At 36.5% G+C, this 25,962-nt stretch carries 19 protein-coding genes and 2 tRNA genes; 4 read left to right on the top strand and 17 right to left on the bottom strand.

All coding sequences use genetic code 11. The features are described from left to right. Positions 1-108: 108 nt before the first annotated feature. From EFD62_RS03015 to EFD62_RS03075, 13 genes are all read right to left on the bottom strand, one after another. Positions 109-2,715: an ABC transporter permease gene (locus EFD62_RS03015; RefSeq protein WP_128705719.1), complete on the bottom strand. Its 2,607-nt coding sequence runs from the start codon at positions 2,713-2,715 to the stop codon at positions 109-111. After that, entirely contained in the window at positions 2,712-3,395 is a 684-nt protein-coding gene (locus EFD62_RS03020) for an ABC transporter ATP-binding protein (protein ID WP_069193951.1), read from the bottom strand. Before EFD62_RS03020 ends, EFD62_RS03015 begins: the two co-directional genes overlap by 4 nt. Before the next feature lie 113 nt (positions 3,396-3,508). Next, positions 3,509-4,516, bottom strand: coding sequence for a sensor histidine kinase (locus EFD62_RS03025; RefSeq protein ID WP_235832547.1), 1,008 nt, complete (start codon positions 4,514-4,516; stop codon positions 3,509-3,511). A gap of 1 nt (position 4,517) precedes the next feature. Then, complete coding sequence (locus EFD62_RS03030) at positions 4,518-5,189, bottom strand: response regulator transcription factor (RefSeq protein ID WP_069193953.1); 672 nt, start codon at positions 5,187-5,189, stop codon at positions 4,518-4,520. Positions 5,190-5,272: 83 nt separating this feature from the next. After that, a complete protein-coding gene (locus tag EFD62_RS03035) occupies positions 5,273-6,970 on the bottom strand; it encodes a cellulase family glycosylhydrolase (RefSeq protein ID WP_069193954.1) in 1,698 nt (565 codons plus the stop codon). A gap of 450 nt (positions 6,971-7,420) precedes the next feature. Next, the gene (locus EFD62_RS03040) at positions 7,421-7,684 is read right to left on the bottom strand and encodes a hypothetical protein (protein ID WP_069193955.1); all 264 of its coding nucleotides are present in this window, start codon (positions 7,682-7,684) and stop codon (positions 7,421-7,423) included. 100 nt (positions 7,685-7,784) lie between these two features. Further along, entirely contained in the window at positions 7,785-9,968 is a 2,184-nt protein-coding gene (locus EFD62_RS03045; RefSeq protein WP_128705720.1) for a peptidase domain-containing ABC transporter, read from the bottom strand. Positions 9,969-9,978: 10 nt separating this feature from the next. After that, positions 9,979-11,511, bottom strand: coding sequence for a radical SAM/SPASM domain-containing protein (locus EFD62_RS03050; protein WP_069193957.1), 1,533 nt, complete (start codon positions 11,509-11,511; stop codon positions 9,979-9,981). Between the two features lie 329 nt (positions 11,512-11,840). Next, positions 11,841-12,071 (bottom strand): hypothetical protein, encoded by a 231-nt coding sequence (locus EFD62_RS17990; RefSeq protein ID WP_235832548.1) that lies wholly within the window; start codon positions 12,069-12,071, stop codon positions 11,841-11,843. A 48-nt stretch (positions 12,072-12,119) separates the two neighbouring features. Then, on the bottom strand, positions 12,120-14,408 hold the full coding sequence (locus tag EFD62_RS03060) for a hypothetical protein (RefSeq protein WP_128705721.1): 2,289 nt from the start codon (positions 14,406-14,408) through the stop codon (positions 12,120-12,122). Between the two features lie 291 nt (positions 14,409-14,699). Then, the gene (locus EFD62_RS03065) at positions 14,700-16,985 is read right to left on the bottom strand and encodes a hypothetical protein (RefSeq protein ID WP_128705722.1); all 2,286 of its coding nucleotides are present in this window, start codon (positions 16,983-16,985) and stop codon (positions 14,700-14,702) included. A gap of 258 nt (positions 16,986-17,243) precedes the next feature. Further along, a complete protein-coding gene (locus EFD62_RS03070; protein WP_128705723.1) occupies positions 17,244-17,813 on the bottom strand; it encodes a hypothetical protein in 570 nt (189 codons plus the stop codon). Between the two features lie 338 nt (positions 17,814-18,151). After that, a tRNA-Leu gene (locus tag EFD62_RS03075) sits at positions 18,152-18,238 on the bottom strand. A 191-nt stretch (positions 18,239-18,429) separates the two neighbouring features. Here EFD62_RS03075 and EFD62_RS03080 point away from each other — a divergent pair. After that, a tRNA-Lys gene (locus tag EFD62_RS03080) sits at positions 18,430-18,505 on the top strand. A 21-nt stretch (positions 18,506-18,526) separates the two neighbouring features. Here EFD62_RS03080 and EFD62_RS03085 read toward each other — a convergent pair. Continuing rightward, a complete protein-coding gene (locus EFD62_RS03085) occupies positions 18,527-19,882 on the bottom strand; it encodes a sensor histidine kinase (protein ID WP_069193961.1) in 1,356 nt (451 codons plus the stop codon). 265 nt (positions 19,883-20,147) lie between these two features. Between EFD62_RS03085 and EFD62_RS03090 the strand changes: the two genes are divergently transcribed. Both EFD62_RS03090 and EFD62_RS03095 read left to right on the top strand, forming a co-directional pair. Beyond that, on the top strand, positions 20,148-21,257 hold the full coding sequence (locus tag EFD62_RS03090) for a sodium ion-translocating decarboxylase subunit beta (RefSeq protein WP_069193962.1): 1,110 nt from the start codon (positions 20,148-20,150) through the stop codon (positions 21,255-21,257). A 16-nt stretch (positions 21,258-21,273) separates the two neighbouring features. Continuing rightward, entirely contained in the window at positions 21,274-21,429 is a 156-nt protein-coding gene (locus EFD62_RS03095) for an OadG family protein (protein ID WP_069193963.1), read from the top strand. A 117-nt stretch (positions 21,430-21,546) separates the two neighbouring features. Here EFD62_RS03095 and EFD62_RS03100 read toward each other — a convergent pair whose 3' ends face one another. After that, entirely contained in the window at positions 21,547-21,957 is a 411-nt protein-coding gene (locus tag EFD62_RS03100) for a hypothetical protein (RefSeq protein WP_069193964.1), read from the bottom strand. A gap of 283 nt (positions 21,958-22,240) precedes the next feature. On the opposite strand from EFD62_RS03100, the gene EFD62_RS03105 reads away from it, so the two are divergent. Then, positions 22,241-22,867, top strand: coding sequence for a 3'-5' exonuclease (locus EFD62_RS03105; protein WP_069193965.1), 627 nt, complete (start codon positions 22,241-22,243; stop codon positions 22,865-22,867). Between the two features lie 26 nt (positions 22,868-22,893). Here EFD62_RS03105 and pflA read toward each other — a convergent pair whose 3' ends face one another. Then, positions 22,894-23,610, bottom strand: coding sequence for a pyruvate formate-lyase-activating protein (gene pflA, locus EFD62_RS03110; RefSeq protein WP_069196272.1), 717 nt, complete (start codon positions 23,608-23,610; stop codon positions 22,894-22,896). A 16-nt stretch (positions 23,611-23,626) separates the two neighbouring features. Continuing rightward, positions 23,627-25,855 carry a formate C-acetyltransferase gene (pflB, locus tag EFD62_RS03115; protein ID WP_128705724.1) on the bottom strand — a complete coding sequence of 743 codons (2,229 nt, stop codon included), beginning with the start codon at positions 25,853-25,855 and terminating at the stop codon, positions 23,627-23,629. Positions 25,856-25,962 lie beyond the last annotated feature (107 nt).

Genomic DNA, 25,962 nt, shown 5'->3' on the forward strand with positions numbered 1-25,962 from the left:
AAAAAAACCAGCCTTTTCAGACTGGACTTTATATATTATTTTAATTATATAGCTATATGCTTTAAGTATCAAATCATACTATTGTAATAGAAAAAATAACTTCATACTTTATAAATTCTCGTTTCTCAGGGCATCAATGGGATTATCCTTTTTTATTTTGCTCATGGAATATAGCATTGTTGAAAATACCACAACAAATACACTTCCGACAGTAATGACGACACTGTACCACGGAATAAAGAACTTTGTTTCCCATCCCTCGATAACACTTCGGTAAATAAGGTAAGTCACACCGATGGATACAGGAATACCGTACATGAGCCCTTTTATTCCATATAACAGACACTCATAATTCATCATCTTGTTAAATCCCTTTTGTGTCATGCCAATGGACTTCAGCATTGCGAACTCACGGCGACGTAAGGAAATATTAGTCGAAATGGTGTTAAACACATTGGCTAAAGCAATTAGGGATATTAAAATGATAAAGCCATAGGAAAAGACATTGACGACAGTAATTAATGCCCGTTTTGACTCTTCTGTTTCGGCATAATCGAACAAGCTTGATGTCGGTAGTTTTTTATCTTCCAAAACACTGTATATTCTGTCAAAAACCGCTCTATGGTCCTTTGCCTTAAAATACATGTCAACCTCAACATTACTGTTTTCCTCCCCCAACACTGAAGAAATTGCACTGAAGGGATATATAATAGTCAACATATTCGATGAATTGCCGCCTACACCCATGGGTGTTTTGTCCGTTACAGCAATAATATTAAGCTTTTCCCCATCCACGTCATCTCTTTCTTGTAACCTTTTTATGACAATATTCTCAGCTTCGTCATCAAATACATTAAAAGTATAATATTTTTGCTCATCTCCATCAAAAATTATTAGAAAATCCACTACAACGGCTTGCAGCTCATCGGAATTTCTATTCATTTCACTGTTAAAAGAATTCTGCTTGAGGTACTCTTCATACGTAGCATCATCTACAAAGGACGATAGGGTGTAGATAACATAGTTTCCTGAGTCCATGTCTATATAGTTTCCCCCAAATCTGCTGTTGTAATAATTCACATAATCCCTGTTTAATGATTCAGTTGATATCTGTGCATATTCATTAACTCCATAATTTGAATATCCATAGCTGCTATCGATAACACCATTTACTTCCGACAGTTCCTCAAACAACTTATCAATAGAGTATTTCTCTTTCATATCCGGTGTAAAGGTATATACTATATCATAGCCAGGATCATCCATAACCGAATCAGAACCTGCGGTAAGATATGCACAAAAGCTGCTTGCCGATATAAACAACACAATACTCATAAAAAGCGATACCACTGTGGCACGATACTTTTTCCTATTGCGGTTGAAATTCTTACTTGCAATCATGCCTTCAAATCCAAACAGCTTATAGGTAAGCTTTGAGGTTTTGACCTTTCCAGCTTTAATTTTTATATCGTTTGTTTGTCGGATGGCATCAATGGCCGATATCTTTAGCGCACGTTTTGCAGGAATATATGCCGAAATCAGCACAGTAACAAAGCCCACCAATACGGCAACAATAACAGCCGCTAATGATACATCAAGATCAACAACAACACCATGACCCACGTTTAAAAAGGACGTAAAAAGATTTTCTGTTAATTTTAGCGTTATACCTATACCTAAAATTCCTGACAATAATCCAAAGGGTATACCTATAAGGCTTAAGAAAAATGCTTCAAACAGTACACTTCTCAACATTTGCCGCCTGGTTGCACCAATAGATGACAAAAGCCCAAACTGCTTCGTGCGTTCACTGACAGAAATGGAAAAAGCATTGTATATGAGCAGGATAGATCCAAACATTATAAGGGCAATTAATACTCCGGCAAGACTATATAATACTTGATTGTAGGTTGTATCATCAGAAGCCCCACTAATCCTCAAAAGTTCCTTGTTGACACTTTGCTCATATCCTGAGAATTTTCTATCCAAAAAGCTGTAAATACTTTTCATCTTCTTCAATTTAATATAGACATCATATTCATAGTCATCAACATGCGAATCATCTTCAATCGTCAAAACAGTATATCCGGGTGCACTATAGGATTCAAATCCCGGGCGCTCATAAAACCCTACCACAGTGAAAGTACGTTGCTCCCTGACTTTCAATTCTTCAGTCTCACCGCTAGATTCGTGCAAATAGGGATTGTTCTGGTTCAGCATAAAGCCATCGGAAATCCTGTCACCTATAGAAAGGGACAATGTATCTCCAATTTTAAATTTCACCCCACCATTGGTCTCCACATGTTTCGGCAGGATTATTTCTGATATACTCTCCGGCAATCTTCCACCTGTCAAATAAACAGGCATTGAGTCCTTAAATCCACTGCCCATAGCACCTACAAACAAATAAGGCTTATATTCGTTCTGACAGCCTTCCAGCAATGCATAGCCAATTTTTTGTAGCCATATGAAGGATTTAACCTCTGTATCTTCCTTCAAAACATCAATCTGTGCTTTATTCACATCATATACTGCTCCATGCCAGTCCCCGTCCTGCGAAACAGTCAAATCCACCAAAAAGTCCTGCAGACTTGATACACTGCTGGTAACTGCGGTAATCATTGATGCTGATAAAATAATACCAATGATGGTCACAAGGGTTCTTGCTTTGTTCTTGCTAAGGGTTTTAAGCGTTACCTTATTAAAAATGTTCATTGTCGAATCACCTCATCACGGATAATTTTTCCATCCTGAATGTCAATGATTCGGTTTGCCTGCAATGCAATATTTTCGTCATGGGTAATAACAATTAGGGTTTGATTGAATTTTTTATTGGAGAGCTTCAAAAGCTCCACAATTTCTTGACTGTTTTTCGAATCCAGGTTTCCCGTAGGTTCGTCCGCAAGTACAACCGCAGGAGCGTTCATTAATGCCCTTCCTATTGATACACGTTGCTGTTGCCCTCCAGACAACTGATTGGGCAAATGATTTTCTCTTCCCTTTAGATTCAAGGTCTTAAGCAGTTCTTCCAACCGCTCGTCGTTCACCTTTCTTCCGTCCATAAGTACAGGAAGTGTAATGTTTTCTGTCACATTTAATACAGGAATAAGGTTATAAAACTGATATATAAGCCCTACCTGCCGGCGGCGAAAAATTGCGAGCTGCTCATCATTTTGAGCATACACATCATTACCATCCATAAAAACTTTTCCGCTCGTGGGCTTATCCACTCCGCCCAGAATATGCAAAAGCGTGGATTTACCAGATCCAGATGGTCCGATAATTGCAATAAATTCTCCTTTTTTCACTGAAAATGAAACACCGTCCAATGCTCTGACCATATTTTCTCCGGTGCCGTACGTTTTTGTCAAGTTTTCAACCCTCAATATTTCCATAATTCTTTCATCTCCTAAGAGTTTAGTTTATGCTCTAATTATATTCTGTCAATGTGACAGGAAGGTGACTCTAAAATAACAAAAACGTCACTTAAAAGTATAAATAAAATGCGTCACACCACTCCCTTATAAAACCTCACCGTAAACCTTGCACCTTTGTCCCGGTTGTTTTGGACTTTAATTGTACCGTTTTGATTTATTATTATCATTCGTGCCAAGGCAAGTCCTATCCCTATGCTCTGGTCACTGGAATTTTTGCCTTTATAAAATCTTTCAAAAAGGTGTGGCAAATCCTCCTTATCTATACCAGGTCCGTTATCCATAATCACAATCTCGGTATAAACAGCATTTTCGCATGCCTCTACCACTATCCTGCCACCATTTGGAGTATGTTCCATACAGTTTTTCAGGATATTTCCTATAGCTTCAACCGACCATGAAAAATCCCCGATAAAGGTTTCACTGCCCTCCATCAATATATCAATCTGTTGTCCTCTAATCTCCATAGGTACAGCAATTGGCTCTATGGAGCGCTTTATAAGCTCCGCTACCGATACGGTTTTGCGTTGAAGGCTGACCACCCCAGCATCAATCTTCGACATTTTAAGAAGTGCCGTGATAAGCCAGTCTATCCTCAAAAGCATTATTTCAAGCTCCTTGGCAATTTCTAATCTGCGTTCGTCAGAAAGCTTCGGTTTTAATAATAACGAAACCAATATATTGATTGAGGTAAGCGGTGTTCTGATTTGATGCGAAATATCGGCAATGGAATCGGCAAGTTGAGTCTTATCCTTTTTCAGAGCTTCCGCTTGCTCTCGAAGCCTCACTGTCAGCTTCGATATCTCGCTCTCTAAAATTGCAAGCTCACCCTCCGAATACTTGCCAAAGTTTATAGATTCAGCCCCATGGAGAATACTGTCAATTCCACAGGTAAACTCCGCAATTTTCAGGTATCTTCGATATGTTAAAGCAAAATGAGCCAAAGTAAACATAATACAAAGGCAAAGGGCGAAAAAGCCAAGACTTTTTTCGCACAAGAATCCTATGCCTGTTGACAGCACCGATAAAACAATAAAAACCAAAAGGCCTCTTTTTATCTCAGGATTTCTAAGAAAGCTCATTCTAATCACCAACTTTATATCCAAGTCCACGAACGGTCTTAATAAAGGTTGGATTTTGCGGATCATCTTCAATCTTATCCCTCAAGCGCTTTATATATACCGTCAGGGTATTATCATTTACAAATTCACCGGCAATATTCCAGATTTCTTCCAACAATCTACTCCTGGACAAGACAGCGCCCTTATTATTTAAGAATACAAGAAGCAAGCGATATTCAAGGGCAGAAAGAAAGACCTCTGCACCGTTTTTGGTGACAGTACCACGAACTGTATCAACTCGAATATTATCAAGCTCTATTACAGCCCCTGTTTTACACTTTCGTCTTAAGGCTTTGCGAATACGAGATAAAAGCTCTCTCGGGCGGAAGGGTTTTACAATATAGTCATCAGCACCAATATCAAGGCCGGTAACAATGCTGTACTCATCATCCGAAGCCGATAAAAATATAACCGGAATATCATCCTTCTCTCGTGCTGCTGCACATACTGCGAAGCCATTGCCATCCTTTAGGGATATGTCCAAAAGAATCAGATCATATTTGCCCTCATCCATCTTTTCAATTGCCTCATTCTGTCCACTGGCAGATTCAATCTCAAAGCCTTCGTCGCACAAGTATTCAGTTAAATTGGTTACAATATTCTTATCATCTTCAACAATCAATATCCTTGTCATCTTTTTACCCTCAAAAGTCAAGGACCTTAGCCTACAGCCAAAGTCCTTGACTTTTTTCTTGTTTTTTTAACTATTTCCCTTATTTATTTTAATGGAAGTTCAGTTATTATACGAATTACATATCTCTTCAGAATTGTTAAATCTGTTGAGGTTACTGTTCCACTTAAGTTTACATCTGCTGCTTCCCTATCAATATCTGTAATGGTACCCATCAAATATCTCCTTAATACTGTTATATCAGTGGAAGTAACTTTTCCATCCCTATTTATATCTCCATACATAACAGCCCCTTTTGACGGCGTAGGAGATACCGCTGTCGGAGTAGGTATTGGAGTAGGTTTTGTTGTAGGTTTGGATGTAGGATTGTCTGAAAGCTCACTTATTGATATACCGTTTTTGCCAAGAGGAATCTTGTGATCCAGACCTATAAACTTTCCGTCGTCAGTTTTCCACAGAACGGGATATAAATAATTGTCGTACTTGTTGTCATTCCATTTAAGGTCTCTTCCTCCTGGGAATGGTGTTCCTTCATCACGAGTAAACAGTCCGCCAGTGTCTGCTGAGTCAATATTTATGCACCAGAAAGTATGATGCAATTTGAATTTGTTTTCCAATATATAATCCCTCATAGACCTCAAGTACTTCAAGTTGAGATCAAGAAGTTTATCTCCGCCTTCGGTCAGACCTCCCCATTCGCCAATGAGCAATGGTGATATTCCATCTTCCATGATAAATGCCCAATTGTCTCTCCAACATTCCTCATACAGTATTCTTTTTGCTTCTTCATCATTCGCAGTGATAAAGTCACCTTTAAACCATTCCTGCTCATAAACCAACGGGCCATAATCATGAGGTGAATAAACAAGTTGAGACTGATATTTTCCCAGATTAATCGGATAATCCTTTACGCCTCTTAAATTACCACCCCACCAGTTGCCATAGTAGTCATTATTTCCTGTCCATGGGCTTGTATCGAAGGTTTCATCATCCCAAATGCCATCTTTAGGGTACATCTCTATACCTTCAACAAATATTAAAACATTTGGATGTACTTCCAATATTGCCAGAGCAGTCTCCTGAGCTACTCTTTTCCAGTTGTTCGGATGATTGGAGTCATCCCATATAGCACTTTCAGCTTTTATTTTTACATTACCGGTATTGGTATGAGGCTCATTTTTTAGGTCAAATCCGATTATTGTGTCATCGTTTTTGTAATGCTCAGCTACCCATACCCAAGCTTTTTTGAATATTTCCTCTGTTATAGTACCGTTGTACCAGAGGGGATATGTATGTCCCTGATTATCTGTCTGGGCACTATGTACATCAAGTATAACCTTGATTCCAACTCTCTTGAAATTTTCCAACATAAAATTAAATAGCTCATAGCTGTTTAATCCCGCCAAAGCCGGATTGTTAAAGCTTGTATCGGTTGAAGGCGGATATTCGCCCCGACTCCATGCATAGAGCAAATCTGTCGCAATCGGCATTCTAACTACATTTATACCTTTATCCGCAACCATTTCAATATCTGCTATAATATCGCTATGGTATGAATCCAAAAGCATTCTCTCCCTACAATTAAATCCAAACCAGTTAGCTCCGGTTATCCAGACTTTATTGCCGTACTTGTCAACGATATCTGTGCCTTCTACATGCAACCAATCGTCATCCGGTTCGGCAAGAGCAGTGTAGGATGTCTCTGCAGATGTTTGAACACCGGGTACCATTAATAATGTTGCTATCATTATTAATGCAATTGATAAAACAACAAATTTTTTCATTACCTTTTTCCTCCCAATTAAACTGATAAATTTAGAATTAAGATATACAAGCAGCATTTTTTCTTTAAAGTGTTGATGTTATGATTAGACCAAAGTACTACAAAATGATAGAAAAAAATCAATAGTATTTTCATTTGAGCAAACACATTGATAAACGTAATGCCGAAACAATTTAATTATGTATGTAGACTTAAACCCGTCACCCCCATGAAATATTAGATTTTAACAAGTCTATATTAAAAAGTATTAATATAAGTAATACTTGTTTGTAAACTGTTTTTCCAATCTTATCATATCATATTATTTTTTCAAATACAATAAACTAATAATCCAAAATCGTCTAACATCTCATCAATATCATATAAAAGGCCGTCAAGAGCGTCAAAAAATAGGAAAAGGCACAGCCCTTTGACCATGCCCCCAAACTAAAACAAAATTATTCAGTCAGCTTTATTTCACTTTATCAGTCGGCATTATTCCGTACAATGGAATTATTGGCTCGACACCGTACTTAACTACGACTATCGGGCTTACACCGTACTTTACAACAATCTCGGGATCGTCAATTACAACTCCATACTTAACAACAGGTAATGAAGGTGTAAATGAGTAATTTTTTTGACACTTGATACTAAAAGTTGATCCCCCTGTCATTTCCATAAGTTCATCATCCGTCAATTCTCTTCCAATGTTCAATTTCTTTGATTCTGACATAATTTCACCCCCTTGAAATTGATTTTTATACTATTCTTCTCAAAAAGTATGCTTATCTTATGTCTTTGCAACAGTCTTTTTGAGAAGAGATAGCTCGGGTTTATGACGCAGAAGTGTTTTCTGTCTGCCTCCACATTTCAAAATAATAACCTTTTAAGGCTATAAGCTCTGCATGGGAACCGCTCTCAACTATTTCCCCATCTTTTAGCAGATATATATTGTCACAGTTTACTACGGTACTCAATCTATGGGCTATAATAATTACCGTTACATCATCAGCAAAGCCATATATTTCGTTTTTGATATGATTCTCGGTAATACTGTCCAAATTGCTTGTTGCTTCGTCAAGTATCAGAATATCCGGTTTTTTAAGCAATGCTCTTGCTATTGCAATCCTTTGTTTTTGACCTTCAGAAAGATTTGCCCCGCTTTCATTCAAAAAAGTTTGGTATTTTAGTGGCAATTCCTCTATAAAATCATGGGCATTTGCTATTTTAGCTGCCTTTACTATTTCATCCATATCGATATTTTCGCCACCTAGGCAAAGGTTCTCTTTTACAGTTCCACTGAAAATAAAAACATCCTGGGAGACAAAGGCTATTTTCTTTCGAATTAACTCCAAGTTTATATCCCTTAAGCTGTGTCCATTTATCAAAATATCACCATTTTCAGGATTGTAGAAATTCATTAAAAGCTTTACCAAAGTGGTTTTTCCGGAGCCGCTTTCTCCCACTAAAGCTATCCTTTTTCCCCGGGGAATGGTTAAATTAATGTTTCTTAGCACAGGTTTTTTTGCTCCGTAGCGGAAATCCACATTTTTAAACTCAATATCTCCTTTTAATGATGCAATAGAATTATTATTGTCATGCTTTAAATCCTTTTCGGTTGTAAGTTCCAGTATCTCTCCAAGCCTGTTGGAAGCTACTACCGCCGTTTGTATCAGCGGCTGCAGATCAATTAAGTTTCTCACCGGTGAAAGAAAGTAGGCCAAAAGTGCGTTAAATGCAAGCAACTGTCCCCCACTCATATTCCCCATGATGACATTGTATGCACCTGCCCAAAGTATAACAATACCTCCGAGCCCTGCAACAATCCCCGTCAGTGAAGAAAGATTTATATGCAACATCCCCTCTTTGAAGGAACTTTTCATTACAGCTTCAATTTTATTGCAAGTACTTTTTTCTGTTTGGTCTTCCGCGTTAAATGATTTTATAGTCTCAATCCCCTTTATAGACTCTACCAGCGCTGAAGTTAATTTTGCATTCTCCTCCATTATCAGCCTATTGGCACTTTGAATCGGCTTGTTAAATATGCTCACAATTATTCCATACAGCAATATGACAATAAAAGATATAAAAAACAAGAAGGAGTTTTGCATGTATAAAAGAATCCCTCCGGCAATTGCCATGATGGTATCAATCATTATGGTAAGGGTTGCACCGGAAATTGCCTGACGTATTTTTGAAGCATCCATAAACCTTGAGATAATCTCCCCAACCTTTCTGGAATTGAAGAAATTCATGGGAAGCTTCAGCACATGGGAGTAATACTCCATCATTATTGATTTGTCAATACTTATGCCAAGCCTGGTAATAAGGATACTTCTGTAATAATTAAGAAAAACTTGAATCACAAGTATGGTGGCAAACCCTATCGAAATCACATGAAGATCATTAAGTTTTTCAAATTTTATAAGATCGTCAAATAAAAATTTGATATAAAAGGAACCTGCAAGACCTAAAGCGGTATATAAAAGTGAAGCAAAAAATATACCCAGCACAGTCCCTTTTAATGGCTTGAGAAGTCCGGCAAACTTTATAATCATATTCTGGGTATGATCTCCTTTTTGAAAGGTTTCACCGGGCTCAAGCAGAATAAGTCCTCCAGTCCATATTGAACAAAAGTCATCTATAGTATACTTAACAATTCCCTTGTCAGGGTCGGCAACGGTAATTACACTATCTTTAATTGAGTAAATCACTACAAAATGAGTGAGCCTGTTGTCAACTATTACATTGGCTATGGCCGGAAGCTTAAAGTCCTCCATTAAATCCTCTTTCGATGCTTTAAAGCCTTTTGCCGAAAACCCCAATTGATTTGCAGCATGAATTAAGCCATAGGCATTTGTACCCTGGGTATCGGTGCCTGTCATCTCACGTATCTTTGCAAGGGATACTTTTAGTCCGTAATATTGGGCAACACTCGATAAGCAGGCTGCTCCACAGTCTGTCAAATCATATTGTCTTACACATATATATTTTTCCTTGAACAAACGATTCAGCATTGTCACACCCCTAAGAGGCACTTATCAGAATTTCATACAGGTCTTTGCTTACATCTTCAAAGCTTTTATATTTTTTCCTTCCTTCTTCAAGAACTCTTAGAGCCTCTTCTCTTCTTCCATTCTCAAAAAGCAAAACCGCAAGATCATAATAAGGATCTGTGAAGTTTTCATCCGATAAGTCAATTGCCTTCCTCAAATACTCTACTCCTTTATCTACTTCTCCCAACCTACCTAAAGATAATCCCAATCCTTTGTTTGCATAAGCACTGTCGGGATCAATTTCCAAAGCATATTCATTGGCCTTTTTTGCATCAAGGTAATTTCCCAACATAAAGCTTATATATCCGTAAAATTCAAACAGCTTAATATCAGCGCATCCCTTTTCAATTGCTTTGGAAAGAAGTATTTCGGCCAGTTGCAGATTACCGTTATCTGCAAATTTCCTCGCTTTTGATATTATTACTTCTATATCCTCAATTCTGTCAAGTTGTTCTTTTGCAGTACTTATGGCAACATTATACGAACAGTATCTATTCTCGGAATACACACTTCCTTCCATTGTGAGCCTTGTATTGGAACAGCCTCCGAGACATCGATCTCCGAAAAAGCACTTTTTGCACAAACCGGACAGCTTATCCTTGGTCATTTTCCTATTCCAACTGAAACTTTCAGGATTTGTCCATATTTCTTTAATAGGTGTCACTCTGATATTTCCCTCAATAAAGCTTCTGTCTCTGACGGATGTACAGCCTAAAATATCGCCGTTATGGAGAATGCCCAGACTGTATTTGCCTGCGCCGCATCCAGTCCAGCTATAATCTTCTCTGCCTCCTCCATGGCTGTTTTTCCTTACCTCTATTTCTTTTAAGTTAAAATATCCAATACAATCAGCCAACTGAATATCTATGTTATGACCTTCTTTTACAGTCTGATAAGAAAAGTCTATCACTTCGTCTATATGATAAGGCTGAGCTACGAGATCATTGTTTTTAGCCATATTGCCCATAGGAAGCCCAAGCTGAAGCTGCCAGCCCCTGACTCCTTTTTCAATTAGAATATCTCTAAGCTTCGGAAGCTCCTTTATATTTCTGTTGTTTATTGTTGTAATCGCGGAATAAAATATCTTTTTTGTCTTTAGAATATCGAAAGCATTCATTATCCTTTGAAAAGAGCCTTCTCTTCGAATAAAATCATGAGTATCTTCAAGACCGTCAATACTAATGGCAATTGTGTTGATTCCTGCTTCTACCGCTCTATCGGCAATTTCTTCATTCATCAACCATCCGTTGGTTATCATATTGGGGATTATTCCATTTTGATTAAGCCTTTTGGCTATGAGATCCCAATCTTTCCTTGTTGTAGGCTCACCACCGGACAAAGTAATCCACTTAAAGCCCAACTCGCCCAACTCATCACAAAGCTTCATAGTTTCTTCCGTGGACAGTTCCCCTTCCAGGGCTCCTTCACAACTGGAACCGCAATGCTTGCAGCGCATATTACATCCCATGGTGATTTCCCAAACAGCAGTAATTGGATTATTCATAATTTACACACCCCTTAATCCCAAAATTTATATAAAAATAAATCTTTTAGATCATAGTTAATTGATTAGATTAGGAGAAATTGCAGAATAGATTGGAATATAGATAATGTATCACTTACGTATATATGGAAAAAAGTTTATTATCTCCCTTATAAAAAAGATAAATATAATCTTATAATTTAATTCTATACTATTTGCCACTATAAGTCAAAAAGTAATTTATTAATATGAAAGTATATTAAGCCTATCTAATACACCAGTAATTCATCAGCAACACTTATAAAGCTACTATCTAAGGTCAAACAGGTATCAAGATGTTCTCTTTCTATTTATTCATATCCGTTTACAAAACCCAATTCACACCAAAATTGCCGCGAACTAATTTTTCCAAGGCTTGCCTTAATATAAACCTCGTTAATTTTCTCTTTTGAGATTTCCGAATCAATCTTTTGTATATAAGGAACAAGCAAATCATTTGTATCATCGCCTACTTCAAATATAACGCCCATTACATCAAAAAAATCACTTTCTTCATAAAAATAAAAAGTAGCCTCACTCATAAATAAATTCACGAGTAAGGCTGCGTTATAAATAATCTTCATTAATATTTATTTTTCGAATTCAATACGGTACATGACCTTTTCTTCTCCAGGCTTTGTAATCACTGTATAGAAAATAAGCTGAGTTTTTGAGAAAGGCTGAATACCTCCTCCCATTGACAAGTGCATGCCGTCCTCAACCTTGTCAATAATTTTAAGTTTAGGATTAGGCATCATATCCAATGCCATCTTATGAATTTCATCATCGGATAACACCGAGTCATTTACCGGCATAGTATAAATACGAACAGTTTTATAGTCAAACATATCTCCAAATTGTTTAAAAGCCTCTCCAATCCTGTCAATCTCATCTCTAAGATATTCAAAAAACTCTACAACGATCGGTGAATCTTCAGAATTCATTTCTGCACTTACATATGGAATTATGCGAACCAAAAAATCCGTAAGTGTAGTTGCTCCCTTCATAAAATCTTTAACATTAATAGTAATACAGTCTCCATTCACTTCCCATGGATCAACATCTTTAAGTCCTGTCAGCACTTCATATAGTGCTATCGATGCAGGCGATAGAGATTTGATTTGATATTTAGAATTTGCTACTGTATCGCAATTTCCAAGAGCAAAAATCAATTCATCATATTTTTTATAATCATCTTTTGAGAAATCTGCAATCATCAATTCTTTGCCCATATCACAATAAAGTGTATCCAGAAGACTATAATTTTGCTTTTTTCTGCCAAGTACCTTAATAAAGATTTTAGCTTCTTCAGTATTTTTTATATGAATTGTAGATGTTGACTTGTAAAAAGATTTTATATCAAGATAGTAATAATGCAAACAGTTAGGGTGAATAATATGTTCTTCAGTATCCATATAGCGGCTAAGCGTTGCTTTCGGATTTGGAAATTTTGTTGAAATAAACCCCTTTTCCTGATAATCCTTGGTAATATTGCGCACCGCAAAATCCTCAAGTACCAGTTGATATGAATCTCCAGCTTTTTCGCGAAGGAATTTAAAAGGATTTTCTTCTTCCAGTAACGATTCCCATAGATATTGCTTTCCATTTGGGATGATATCTACATATGATTTTGCCCAAACAAACTCACCATATCCACAGGCATTTCCAGATACCATTTTATCAAAATGATAATCAAGAATATCCATACTGTCATTTGCATGTCTATTTAGTATAGTATTTGTTCCTTTATTTTCATTAATGCTTGCAGACACAAAATTAGCGACTGTTTCGCTTGTAAATTTAGGAGGATTATGTTCTAGATTATTGTAATATATCCTCTGAAAATGGTGTGTCAATTCATGTGCAAAAAGCGCATTAAGGCTTTCCATATCGGATATAACCGAAGTCTTGATAACAATATAAGGTGCAGAATAAACTGTGGCCTTTTCATCGAGTTCATCCTCTTCAAAAATTACCTTTTGTAACCAATTCCCGAATTTCTCAATAGGGTCAAAATTTCTAACATACCAGGCCACTGCACCATTCACTCTTGGAGGATCATAAACATAAACAGGAAGTGCCTCTTTTATTGCATTTTCATCAATGCCACATTCATTTAAAACCTTTTTCATATCTTCATAGCTATCGGAATTGAGTTCTTGATAATCATAATCCCATTCAACATCTAAAAATTCACTAATATCATCTGCAATATTTTCCACAGTATTAGCTAGTTTCTGAGCAATTTCACGACTTATTGACCCCTCTCCTGTTTCGGTATACCATATCAAAAACTTACCGCTAGGAGATAAAACCGCTCTGTCAAGGATTGTGATGTCATACTCATTGGCAAATACATATTCAGAAAAGGGTTGCCATTTCTTTTCATAAGCTACTCTATTTTGACTGGCATCGGGATGAATCCTTATATCCGTCATCATAATATTCTTGGCAAGATATTCCAACGTAGCATCACTGAGTTCATCTATATGCCTTATAATCAAGTCAAAAAGATCCGGTGCAAAATCAACATCATTATCTGATTTATATAACGGATCAAGCTTTTCAACATCATATAAACTGTATGCCATCTGCAAAATATATGTATCTGCCGAAATTTCACCTTTATTAAATGCCTGAGTAAGTTTATCCTCTGCAGAAAGTTTCTGCTCATAATCAAATCTAGCTTCCAACTTCTGTTGTTCTTTTTCTTCAATCTTATTTCTTATTGTGTTAAATACAAAAAAACCAACCACTACAACTAAAATCGTTAGCAAACAATATCCAAAGCAGCCTAAACAGCCTATTTTTCTTCTTTTAGTCGGGCGTTTAGAAGTAATAACTTGATTGACTTTTCTAACATTGCTTTGATTATACATAGTATCCCCCTTCTTGATTTTTACTAACCTCAGTATTTTCAGTGAATAATTATAGCATTTTTTTCTTTACAATACCACAGTATTAAATCTAAGGAAATATACATAAGAATATGTTGCTTTTTAATTTCACTTCCTTATAATAGCAATTCCATCCGACTTCCTTCACACTCCAACATCACAATGGATGCCATCACTCTTGAAATAGCCAATTTGCCCTTTAAAATAAAAAGTAGCCTCACTCATAAATAATTTCACGAGTAAGGCTACGCTTTAATTAGTCTTCATTAATATTTATTTTTCGAATTCAATACGGTACATGACCTTTTCTTCTCCAGGCTTTGTAATCACTGTATAGAAAATAAGCTGAGTTTTTGAAAAAGGCTGAATACCTCCTCCCATTGACAAGTGCATGCCGTCCTCAACCTTGTCAATAATTTTAAGTTTTGGATTAGGCATCATATCCAATGCCATCTTATGAATTTCATCATCGGATAGCACGGTGTTTTTTACCGGCATAGTATAAATACGAACAGTTTTATAGTCAAACATTTCTCCAAATTGTTTAAAGCCATCTCCAATTCTATTAATCTCATCCTTAATCGCACCTAAATACTCTACAATAATTGCCGTGTCCTCTGACTCAACCTCAGCACTAATATATGGGATTGCTCGATTCAAATAATCCGTCAGTGTAGTTGCTCCCTCAACAAAATCTTTAACATTAATAGTAATACAGTCCCCATTCACTTCCCATGGATTGAGCTCTTCAAGTCCTGTAATTGTCTCATAAAGATCTACTACAGCTGGAGATAAAGATATCAATTGATATTTAGGACTATTTATTGTATCGCAATTTCCAAGAGCCAAAATTATTTCATCATATTTTTTGAAATCATCTTTTGAGAAATCTGCAATTATTAATTCTTTGCCTATATCACAATATAGTGTATTAACAAGCCTATAGTTTTCTTTTTTTCTACCAAGTATCTTAATAAAGATCTTAGTTTCCCCATCATTTTTCATTTGAATTAAAGATTTTGACGCATAATAGGATTTAGTATCAAGATAGTAATAGTGAAAACAGTTGGGGTAAATGGAGTTTTCTTGAGAATCCACATAGCGGCCAAGTGAAGCTATAGGTTTTGGATAATCTGTTGAAATAAACGCCTTTTCCTGATAGTCCTTAGTAATATTACGTACTGCAAGATCTTCAAGCACCATTTGGTATGAATCTCCAGCTTTCTCGCGAAGAAATTTAAAAGGTTCTTTTTGCAGCAATGATTCTTTCAGATATTGCTTTCCATTATCCACAATATCCGCATATGATTTTGCCCAAACAAACTCAGCATATCCACTAGTTTCTCCAAATATCATATTAACATAATGATGTTCAACAGCACCTATATACGCATTGGCATGGCTATTTACTAAAGTGTTTGTTCCTTTATTCTTAATAATACTTGCAGCTACGAAATTAGCAACCGTCTCACTTGTAAAACCGGGAGCATTATAACTCAGGTCATTGTAGTATATTCTTTGAAAATGATGCGTTAGCTCATGGGCAAAAATCACATTCAAACTCTCCATATTCGAGATAGAAGAAGTCTTGATAACAATATAAGGTAGAGAATACACCGAGCTCACCTCTTTGACTTCATCTTCAGAGACAATATACTTACCTAACCAAGCCATGAATTCTTCAAAAGGTTTCATATCTCTACAATACCATGCCGCTGCACCATCATTATTGGGTGGTTCATAAATAAAAATAGGAAGTGCCTTTTCTATTGCATTTTCATCAATGCCACATTCGTCCAATACTGTCTTCATATCTTTATAGCTACCGGAGTTGAATTTATTAAAATCATAATCCCAGTCAATATCTAGAAAATCGCTTATATCCTCAGCAATGTCATCCACAGTTTTAGCCAGTTCCTGAACAGTTTCATCTTTTACTGCTGCTTTTCCTGTTTCGGTATACCATATCAAAAACTTACCGCTAGGAGATAAAACCGCTTTGTCAAGGATAGTAATGTCATACTCATTGGCAAATACATATTCGGAAAATGGCTTCCATTTCTTATCATATGCCACTGTATCCTGACTGGCATCGGGATGAATCCTTATATCCGTCATCATAGTATTCTTGGCAACATATTCTAACGTAGCATCGCTGAGTTCATCTATATGCCTTATAATCAAGTCAAAAAGATTCGGTGCAAAATCAATATCATTATCTGATTTATATAACGGATCAAGCTTTTCAACATCATATAAACTGTATGCCATCTGCAAAATATATGTATCTGCCGAAATTTCACCTTTATTAAAGGCCTGAGTAAGTTTATCCTCCGCAGAAAGTTTCTGCTCATAATCAAATCTAGCTTCCAACTTCTGTTGTTCTTTTTCTTCAATCTTATTTCTTATTGTATTAAATGCAAAAAAGCCAACCACTACAACTAAAATCGTTAGCAAACAATATCCAAAGCAGCCTAAACAGCCTATTTTTCTTCTTTTTGTCGGGTGTTTAGAAGTGGCAACTTGATTGACACTCCTAGCATTACTTTGATTATACATAGTATCCCCCTTCTTGATTTTGACTAACCTCAGTGTTTTCAGTGAATAATTATAGCATTTTTTCCTTTGCAATGCCACAGTAATAAATCTAAGGGGATATACTAAAAATAATTATTGCCTTTCGCAAATACTCAATCGTATTTTCATTATTCATAAATCATTAAGCTAATATTTCTTCTTTCAAAGCTTTACTTGCAACTTTACCTTTTTCCTTCACTCCAAGGGCCTATATAAAAGGCGTCCTAAGAAGTTAGCCTTTTATTTTGCAACATACGCAGTTGCTGATGAACCTTTAACCTTAACATAAACCTTAGACCCGACACTCATCATATTATAATCATACAAGTTGCATTTAATACTGCGTACATATGCCTGTTGATCATTAAATGCAACCATTACAAAAGTATGAGTACCCGATTTTCCCCTTTGATATACCTTATCCAAAAGTATTGCAGTTCCTTCAGCTATCTGCGAATCGGGCTTCATTACTGCATCTTTTGCATTTAAAATAACCCCAAACCCACCAAGAATGAACCCAAGCAAAATTAAGCCTAGGCACACCACTGTTTCTTTAGTAATTTCACCGGGATTAAGACTAAAAATTGCCGCAAATACAATAATACAAGCCATTAAGCAAATTGCTAAACCTACATAGCTCAGATTTTTAGAAGCCTCTTTTTGAGATGGTTCAAGTCCGTCAAACTCCTCCTGAGTTATAAGTCTTGTCTGAATTTCATTTTTTTCTATTTTTTTATAAGCAATTGTACTTTCAAAACTCAGGCGTAATGGCTCGATAAATTCAGGAGAGTTTACAAAGATTTTCCGCATGTGCTGTGGAAGATAAATTCTTGAATTTGCATCAATGTTATTTTTTTTATATATTCTTTGCTAACAGTTCGCGTTATTTCCCGTTTTGATGTTTCCAATCTTACACCTCTTTTATGTTTTCTGGCCATTATATCATACCTACACCATATTTTCAATTATTTTATAATCCAATTTTAAGGAAAACATCTCAGATTACGAACATTTCAAAAAGCCATTTTTGGTCTTTTGCATATGATTTACTTAGAGTAAGAATAAAGATACTCGCTTCATAATAAACAGGATAAAGTCTACAATGAAAATGAAGGGTTACAGCTAATCACTGTAACCCTTCATTTTCCTGGTGCCGAAGGCCGGACTCGAACCGGCATGGTATCGCTACCGCTGGATTTTGAGTCCAGTGCGTCTGCCAATTTCACCACTTCGGCAAGTCATTTATCAATCACGCAAGATGTATTATACAATAACACCTATAACAATGTCAATTAATTTTTTAAATTTTTTTTTGGCAATTTATCACTTATCATGAATAAAAAAATTTCTAAAAAAATTTTAAATTTAGTGTTGACAACATGATATTTAGCTCTTATAATATATAATTGTTCGGCGGACAAAATACGCGCCATTAGCTCAGTTGGTAGAGCAACTGACTCTTAATCAGTGGGCCCTGGGTTCGAGTCCCCGATGGCGCACCAACGTTGAAAAACCTTGAAACATTATGTTTCAAGGTTTTTCTTTCTTTCCGAATCATTTTCATCAAAATATATATCAGAAAACTCTATTTTTATAGCCTGTATCAAACGATTATCACATAAATCTACAAGGCGGTCATTTTCACATCCGTATTCAGTTACAACATCCGGCAATGCGACCGTAAAGGTGCTGCCAATGTTTTCTTCACTTTTTACAGTAATTTGTCCACCCAAAGAGCTAACAAACATATGAACTAGGGCCAACCCTATACCTGTACCCTCAGTATTTCTTGATAATGAGCTATCCACCTGCACGAACCTTTCAAAAATGGTCTTGACTTTATCCTTGGGTATCCCTATTCCGCTGTCTTTGACCTTTATCTCCACATATCCTCCCTGAGTTGACACTTCTACATACACTGTCTTACCCTTAGGAGTAAATTTAATTGCATTTGAGAGCAAATTAAGCATAATCCGTTCATATTTCTCTTCGTCAATAGCAATTATCTTCTTATTAATATTGGAATAAAACAATAGCTTTACCCCTTTTAACTCTGCAAACATGGATACAGATTCGGTTATCAGACGAGTCATAGCCACAATGTCCAGATTCTTCTTTAATATTTTGATATAGCCCGCCTCAATCTTTGCTATATCCAGCAAATTATTTACAAGTCTCATTTGCCGAAAGGTATTTTGCTTAATTCTATTTAAGTATATCTTAATTCTATCGGTAAGTTCATTTTTGCAAAGAACTTCCATAGCCTGCAAAGCGGAACTTATAACCACCAAAGGAGTCTTAAATTCATGGGTTATGCTATACAAGAATTCATCCTTGAACCTGGCTAGATTTTCTACAATTTTTTTCTTTTCCACCTCTTTGGTTATGTCAATTGAATTAATCATAAAACCTATTATTTTATTATGTGGATTCAAAATCGGCTGGCACATTAATTTATAATACATTTTCTTACCATTGTCCTCAACCTCGATATTCGGAAGATATACCGATGCCTTTGTGCAAAGCATTTTAGCTATGCATTGCTGATTTCGGCAAGAATATGTCTTTGAAAATACATTTAATGTATTATTACCTTTTCTCATTTCATCAACAAGGAGAAAGCATCTTTTCAAAAGCTTTTTTTCTCTCTGTGCTTTATTGTTAATATCTATTATGTTAAAACTCGGATAAGATACACTGACTATTGGAAGATCGATACTGTTAATAATGTTATAAAGGCAATTGAATTTCCCTCTTGAAAGTTTATCCTTTTTTTCTGCTATTTCTACAGACAATCTTCTTTTTGACTTTCTTAATTTCAACTTACATGGCTTTTTAGAGCCTATTCTTAATATTAATCTTGCTGGGTTTCCATCCAAATCTTATCCCCCCATTAATACCAAAATAATAAATAAAAAATTAATTAATAATAGTTTTAAATACAAATACAATGAGTTTTACCACCATTCCTTATATATGAACCAAATTTGTATAAATTAATTTCATATTTTTGATAAAACTGAGTTATGTTGACCTTAATACCTTTTTCTTTGCTTTTGAAATTTATAATAATTACACTTGAAATAAGGACATAAAATAAATATACTGTAATGGGAACAAATAATATAATAAGGAGGACTAAATGTGGAAGAGCTTCTTAAAGGTATTCTTGGTATTAACGGGGGAACTATTTTTATGTTTATTATTGCAGGTATACTTATTTACCTTGCAATAGCAAAAGAATATGAACCCACTCTTTTACTTCCTATCGGATTCGGTGCAATTCTAGCAAACATACCCTTTTCCAATGCTTTAGGATCCGATGGTGTTTTATCTATCTTATACAACGCAGGAATAAAGACAGAGCTTTTTCCGGTATTAATCTTTATCGCCGTAGGTGCTATGATTGATTTCGGCCCGTTGCTTAAAAATCCTTTCATGCTATTTTTCGGTGCCGCCGCACAATTTGGTATTTTTGCTACTATGCTGGTTGCAATTTTATTAGGCTTTGATTTACCTGAGGCTGCTACAATCGGTATTATCGGTGCTGCTGACGGTCCAACCTCCATAGTTGTTGCACAGAAACTGGCTGCAGGTCTTATTGCACCAATTACTGTTGCTGCTTACTCCTATATGGCTCTGGTTCCAATAATTCAACCACCGGTCGTAAAGCTTCTTACCACTAAAAATGAAAGACTTATCCGCATGGAATACACTGAAGTTAAAGTACCAAAATCTGTTAAACTTTTATTTCCTATAGTAGTTACAATATTAGCCGGACTTATTGCACCATCCAGCGTAGCTCTTGTAGGATTCTTAATGTTCGGAAATCTTATTAGAGAATGCGGTGTGCTGGAGAGACTGTCCAAATCCGCTCAAAACGAGCTTGCCAATCTGGTAACCATACTTTTGGGAATTACAATCGGTTCAACCATGGTAGCAGAGGAATTCCTTAAACCACGTACATTATTGATTATTGGTTTAGGACTTGTTGCTTTCATATTTGACACTGCTGGTGGAGTAATTTTTGCTAAGATATTAAATTTATTCTTAAAGAATAAGATAAACCCAATGATAGGTGCTGCAGGAATTTCTGCCTTCCCTATGTCAGCTAGGGTAATACAACAGATGGCTACCAAGGAGGATCCTTCAAACTTCATTATAGCGCAATCCATAAGTGCAAATGTTGCCGGACAATTAGGTTCAATAGTTGCCGGTGGTATGATTCTTGCACTGGTGCCAACATTTATGTAGAAGGAGTTGATTATTAATGAGTATAGATTGGGAAGTATTCTCTAAGGGTATTAATGTAGCTTTATTGGGACTTGCAGGAGTATTCACTGTTTTAATATTGTTTTATATCGTGACGAAGCTTTTATTCCATTTTGGCAATAAAATGGACAAGGATAATTCCAATCCTGACTGAGTTTAAGGGCTTTAAAGCTAAATAGTAAAATTTGATTTATATTTTCATAATGTATTAAAAATAAAAAACTATTACAACAACTCTTATTGTGTAATAGTTTTTTATTTTTGCCAAAGCTCAAGGTTCAACTGTATAAGATGTTTCAATCCGCTGATTTCCGCCAGTTATTATAATCGGATAAGTTCCCGGGGCTGTGTTTGATCTTACCTTCCATACCCATGTTGCAACTCCATCCCTATTTGCTTTCCTGTTTTCAAAGGCTGTAACATCCTCTCCTCCCCATCTATATTTTGATGTTATGCTGTACGTTTCCCCCGGTTTCCCAATTATACTGATGCTTGCATATTCCTCATATCCTACTGTTGTATTGGCACTTAGTATTCTGATTTCATCAGGCGAACCTGCTTCGGTAATGTTATTCTGCTGAAGCCTCGTAAATTCAAGATTATTCTCATTATTATTTATATTAGAGCTACAGCCTGTAAGTAAAAGAATTGCGAGAATTATTGCAGTATATTTTATTTTCACTAATATCACTCCAAAGCTATTTATTTTAAATAATATAAATATATAATCTCCCTTTTTGCGTGATAATATGATAAAGTTATGTATAGACAATACGATGTTGTAATAATATAAAAGTTGCCTGAAGTAAAATTTTCACAGATTGAAATACCATTATTTTTGATATTATAAAAGCCCATTCTTTATAACATAATAAAATATAAATGAGCCTGTATAGTTTTGAGCATATTATATATGCCTATTGTAAGATTCAATTAAAAATTAATAAGAAAGTAGAGAAAAGAGTATGAATTACATAGTATATGACCTAGAACTTAACAGCAAGCCCTTTAAAAGCAGTATTCCCAATGAGATTATTGAGGTAGGGGCAATAAAGCTTAATGATAACCTGCAGGAAATAGGTGTCTTTAGCTCCTTTATTAAACCAAAGTACTTTAAAAAACTCTTTCCTGTGGTAAAGCAAAAAACCAAAATCACCCAAGAAGACATTAATAATGCTGACAATTTTAGGAATATCATAAAACAATTCATCGGATGGATTGGTGATGACTACATTCTGATAAGTTGGGGACATGACGATGTTCACAACCTGATGTTAAACTGTAAATACAACAGGATAAGAACTGACTGGCTAAAAAGAAATATTGACATTCAGAAGCAGTTTTCATCTATTCACGAACTGCCGCCAGGGCAAAGATATAGTCTTGAAAATGCTCTTACTTTGATTGGAGTAGAAATAGGAGAAAACCTTCACCGTGCACTAAACGACGCTGAGTACACGGCAAAGATTTTCACCTCAATATTTGACAGATTAGACCTGGAGGTCTTTAACACCGTTCATATAAAGAACAAACATAAAAGAAATATTAAAAGGCTCTCCAAGCCCAAGCCGAAACTTAGCAAAACAAATTGATATAGATAAATAGCTCTTTGCTTTTATCACTTGCCGGAAAGGATTTGTTTTGCCCTTTCCACATCTTTTGCATTCGGTTCCTTCAATCCTTCAAGCTCATACTTTTGACCGAGTTTTTCCCATTTATACGCTCCCATGCTGTGATAAGGAAGAACTTCGATTTTTTCTACCGTCCTAAGCTGCTTTATAAAAGCTGCTGCCATCTTAAGATCGTCCTCATCATCGGTATACCCAGGCACAAGGACGTATCTAATCCAAATAGGTACTCCTTGTTCTGATAAATACAGCGCAAAACGCTTGGTTTTTTCGTTGGATACACCGGTAATTATCTTGTGCTTATCCTCCTGAGCATGCTTAATATCCAGCAATACAAGATCGGTGTACTTTATTAGCTCCTCAATCTTCTCTATATCGGCAAATCCATTGGTATCCAGTGTCGTATGCACACCCATTCCTTTTGCAAGCTTGAATACCTCTGTGACGAATTCAGCCTGAAGAATAGGCTCACCACCGGTAATTGTGATTCCACCCCCAGAGAATTTAATATAGTTTATGTATTTTTTCATTTCATCAATTATTTCCTGGGGAGTATATTCACTCCCCGCATTAGCATCCCAGGTATCTCTGTTATGGCAATATATGCAACGTAATGGGCAGCCTTGCATGAAAACCACAAACCTTATCCCCGGTCCATCCAGTGTTCCAAAGGATTCAAATGAGTGTATCCTCCCCTTTAATGTCATTGCCCTGTCCTTTCCATTACACTTTTTCATGAATTGTTCTGTTAATAACATCCAGCTGCTGCTCCCTGGTAAGCTTTATAAAGTTTACCGCATATCCGGACACCCTTATGGTAAGCTGTGGATACTTTTCCGGATGTTCCATAGCATCTAGCAGTGTCTCTTTTTCAAACACATTTACATTTATGTGGTGACCTCCCTGCCCGAAATATCCATCAAGCAACGCCTTAAGGTTATTTATTCTGGTATCCTCATCCCTTCCCAAAGCTTTTGGAATTATGGAGAAAGTATATGATATACCGTCTTGAGCATATTCATAAGGAAGCTTCGCCACACTGCTCAAAACAGCCAGTGCACCTTTTATATCTCTTCCATGCATTGGATTTGCTCCCGGTGCTAAAGGTTCACCTGTCTTTCTGCCATCAGGCGTATTTCCTGTCTTCTTTCCATATACCACATTTGAAGTTATGGTAAGTATAGAAAGGGTTGGTGTGGAGTTTCTGTATGTTCTTTGTCTTTTAAGCTTATCCATGAACATTTTTACAATCTTTGTAGCTATTTCATCAACACGCTCATCGTTATTACCAAATTTCGGATAATCACCCTCAACCTCGTAATCCACAACAAGATTGTTTTCGTTACGTATCGGCTTTACCTTTGCATATTTTATTGCGCTTAGGGAGTCTGCCACCACAGACATTCCGGCCATTCCGCATGCCATTGTTCTGAACACATCCTTGTCATGCAGCGCCATCTGTAAGGACTCATATGCATATTTGTCATGCATGTAATGAATAATATTGAGGGTATTCATATAGAGCCTTGCCACCCAGTCAAGCACCATATCAAATCTCTTCATTACATCTTCGTAATCAAGGCATTCGGTTTCAACTGCTGCAAACATTGGAGCAACCTGTTCCCCCGTCATTTCATCCTTTCCGCCGTTAATAGCGTAAAGAAGCGCCTTTGCAAGATTGCATCTTGCGCCAAAGAACTGCATCTGCTTTCCAATTCTCATGGCAGAAACACAGCAGGCTATTCCATAATCATCTCCCCAGTGTTGCCTCATTATGTCATCACTTTCATACTGTATGGAGCTTGAATGGATTGATACCTTTGCACAGTACTTTTTAAAACCTTCGGGAAGGTTAACAGACCAAAGTACTGTAAGATTTGGCTCCGGTGCATGTCCCAAGTTGAAAAGGGTATGCAAAAACCTAAAGGAAGATTTTGTAACCAACGTTCTTCCATCCAGCGACATACCTCCGATACTTTCAGTCACCCATGTAGGATCTCCGCTGAAAAGCTTTTCGTACTCAGGAGTTCTCAAAAACCTCACCAGTCTTAGCTTTATAACCAGATGGTCAACCAGTTCTTGTGCCAGTTCCTCTGTAATTTTGCCCTCTTTCAGATCCCTTTCGATGTATATGTCAAGGAAAGTGGATATCCTTCCAATACTCATTGCAGCACCGTTTTGCTCCTTGACTGCTGAAAGGTATCCAAAATACAACCATTGAACCGCTTCTTTGGCATCCTTTGCAGGACCTGATATATCAAAGCCATAGCTTAAAGCCATTTCCTTAAGCTGTTCTAAGGCCCTAATCTGCTCGCTTATCTCTTCTCTGTTTCGAACTGTCTCATAATCAATATAATCCAGCTCAAGATTTGTCAATTCATACTCTTTCTCGGCAATCAGTCTGTCAACACCATACAGTGCCACTCTTCTGTAATCACCGATTATTCTTCCTCTGCCGTAGGCATCAGGAAGTCCTGTAATAATTCCAGCCTTTTTTGCTTTTCTCATTTCAGGAGTGTATACATCATAAACACCCTGGTTGTGGGTTTTCCTATATTTTGTGAATATTTCAATAACATCAGGGTCAACTTCATGGCCATAAGCTTCGGCCCCCTTAACTACCATACGCATACCGCCAAAAGGCATTATCGACCTTTTTAATGGTTCATCCGTCTGAAGCCCCACAATAACTTCAAGGTCCCTGTCTATATATCCTGGCTTATGCGATGTGATTGTTGAAATAGTATGGGTATCAACATCCAATACCCCGCCATTCTCCCGTTCTTTCTTTAGAAGCATAGAAACTTTATCCCAGAGCTTTTTCGTTTTCTCCGTAGGCCCCGCAAGAAAGCTATCATCGCCTTCGTAGGGAGTATAGTTGCTGTTTATAAAGTTACGTACATCAATTTCTTGGCACCAGTCACCTTTATTGAATTCGCGCCATGCATCCATCCTTCTCAACACCTTTCAAAAGTAAAATGTCACTATATATTTACCCAATAAATTAGAACAATATCCAAAATAAAAAAATACTTCAGAATGTCTTTACATATTTATTA

Source organism: Acetivibrio mesophilus, from assembly GCF_004102745.1.
In the GTDB taxonomy this organism is placed as follows: Bacteria; Bacillota; Clostridia; order Acetivibrionales; family Acetivibrionaceae; genus Hungateiclostridium; species Hungateiclostridium mesophilum.

What these genes read in the sequence shown, in the direction of transcription:
- EFD62_RS03015 (WP_128705719.1), bottom strand. Translation starts at nt 2,715, where the DNA reads ATGAACATTTTTAATAAGGTAACGCTTAAAACCCTTAGCAAGAACAAA.
- EFD62_RS03105 (WP_069193965.1), top strand. Translation starts at nt 22,241, where the DNA reads ATGAATTACATAGTATATGACCTAGAACTTAACAGCAAGCCCTTTAAA.
- EFD62_RS03095 (WP_069193963.1), top strand. Translation starts at nt 21,274, where the DNA reads ATGAGTATAGATTGGGAAGTATTCTCTAAGGGTATTAATGTAGCTTTA.
- EFD62_RS03045 (WP_128705720.1), bottom strand. Translation starts at nt 9,968, where the DNA reads ATGCTGAATCGTTTGTTCAAGGAAAAATATATATGTGTAAGACAATAT.
- EFD62_RS03065 (WP_128705722.1), bottom strand. Translation starts at nt 16,985, where the DNA reads ATGTATAATCAAAGTAATGCTAGGAGTGTCAATCAAGTTGCCACTTCT.
- pflB (WP_128705724.1), bottom strand. Translation starts at nt 25,855, where the DNA reads ATGGATGCATGGCGCGAATTCAATAAAGGTGACTGGTGCCAAGAAATT.
- EFD62_RS03035 (WP_069193954.1), bottom strand. Translation starts at nt 6,970, where the DNA reads ATGAAAAAATTTGTTGTTTTATCAATTGCATTAATAATGATAGCAACA.
- EFD62_RS03030 (WP_069193953.1), bottom strand. Translation starts at nt 5,189, where the DNA reads ATGACAAGGATATTGATTGTTGAAGATGATAAGAATATTGTAACCAAT.
- EFD62_RS17990 (WP_235832548.1), bottom strand. Translation starts at nt 12,071, where the DNA reads ATGAGTGAGGCTACTTTTTATTTTTATGAAGAAAGTGATTTTTTTGAT.
- EFD62_RS03040 (WP_069193955.1), bottom strand. Translation starts at nt 7,684, where the DNA reads ATGTCAGAATCAAAGAAATTGAACATTGGAAGAGAATTGACGGATGAT.
- EFD62_RS03050 (WP_069193957.1), bottom strand. Translation starts at nt 11,511, where the DNA reads ATGAATAATCCAATTACTGCTGTTTGGGAAATCACCATGGGATGTAAT.
- pflA (WP_069196272.1), bottom strand. Translation starts at nt 23,610, where the DNA reads ATGACATTAAAGGGGAGGATACACTCATTTGAATCCTTTGGAACACTG.
- EFD62_RS03025 (WP_235832547.1), bottom strand. Translation starts at nt 4,516, where the DNA reads ATGAGCTTTCTTAGAAATCCTGAGATAAAAAGAGGCCTTTTGGTTTTT.
- EFD62_RS03070 (WP_128705723.1), bottom strand. Translation starts at nt 17,813, where the DNA reads ATGCGGAAAATCTTTGTAAACTCTCCTGAATTTATCGAGCCATTACGC.
- EFD62_RS03020 (WP_069193951.1), bottom strand. Translation starts at nt 3,395, where the DNA reads ATGGAAATATTGAGGGTTGAAAACTTGACAAAAACGTACGGCACCGGA.
- EFD62_RS03060 (WP_128705721.1), bottom strand. Translation starts at nt 14,408, where the DNA reads ATGTATAATCAAAGCAATGTTAGAAAAGTCAATCAAGTTATTACTTCT.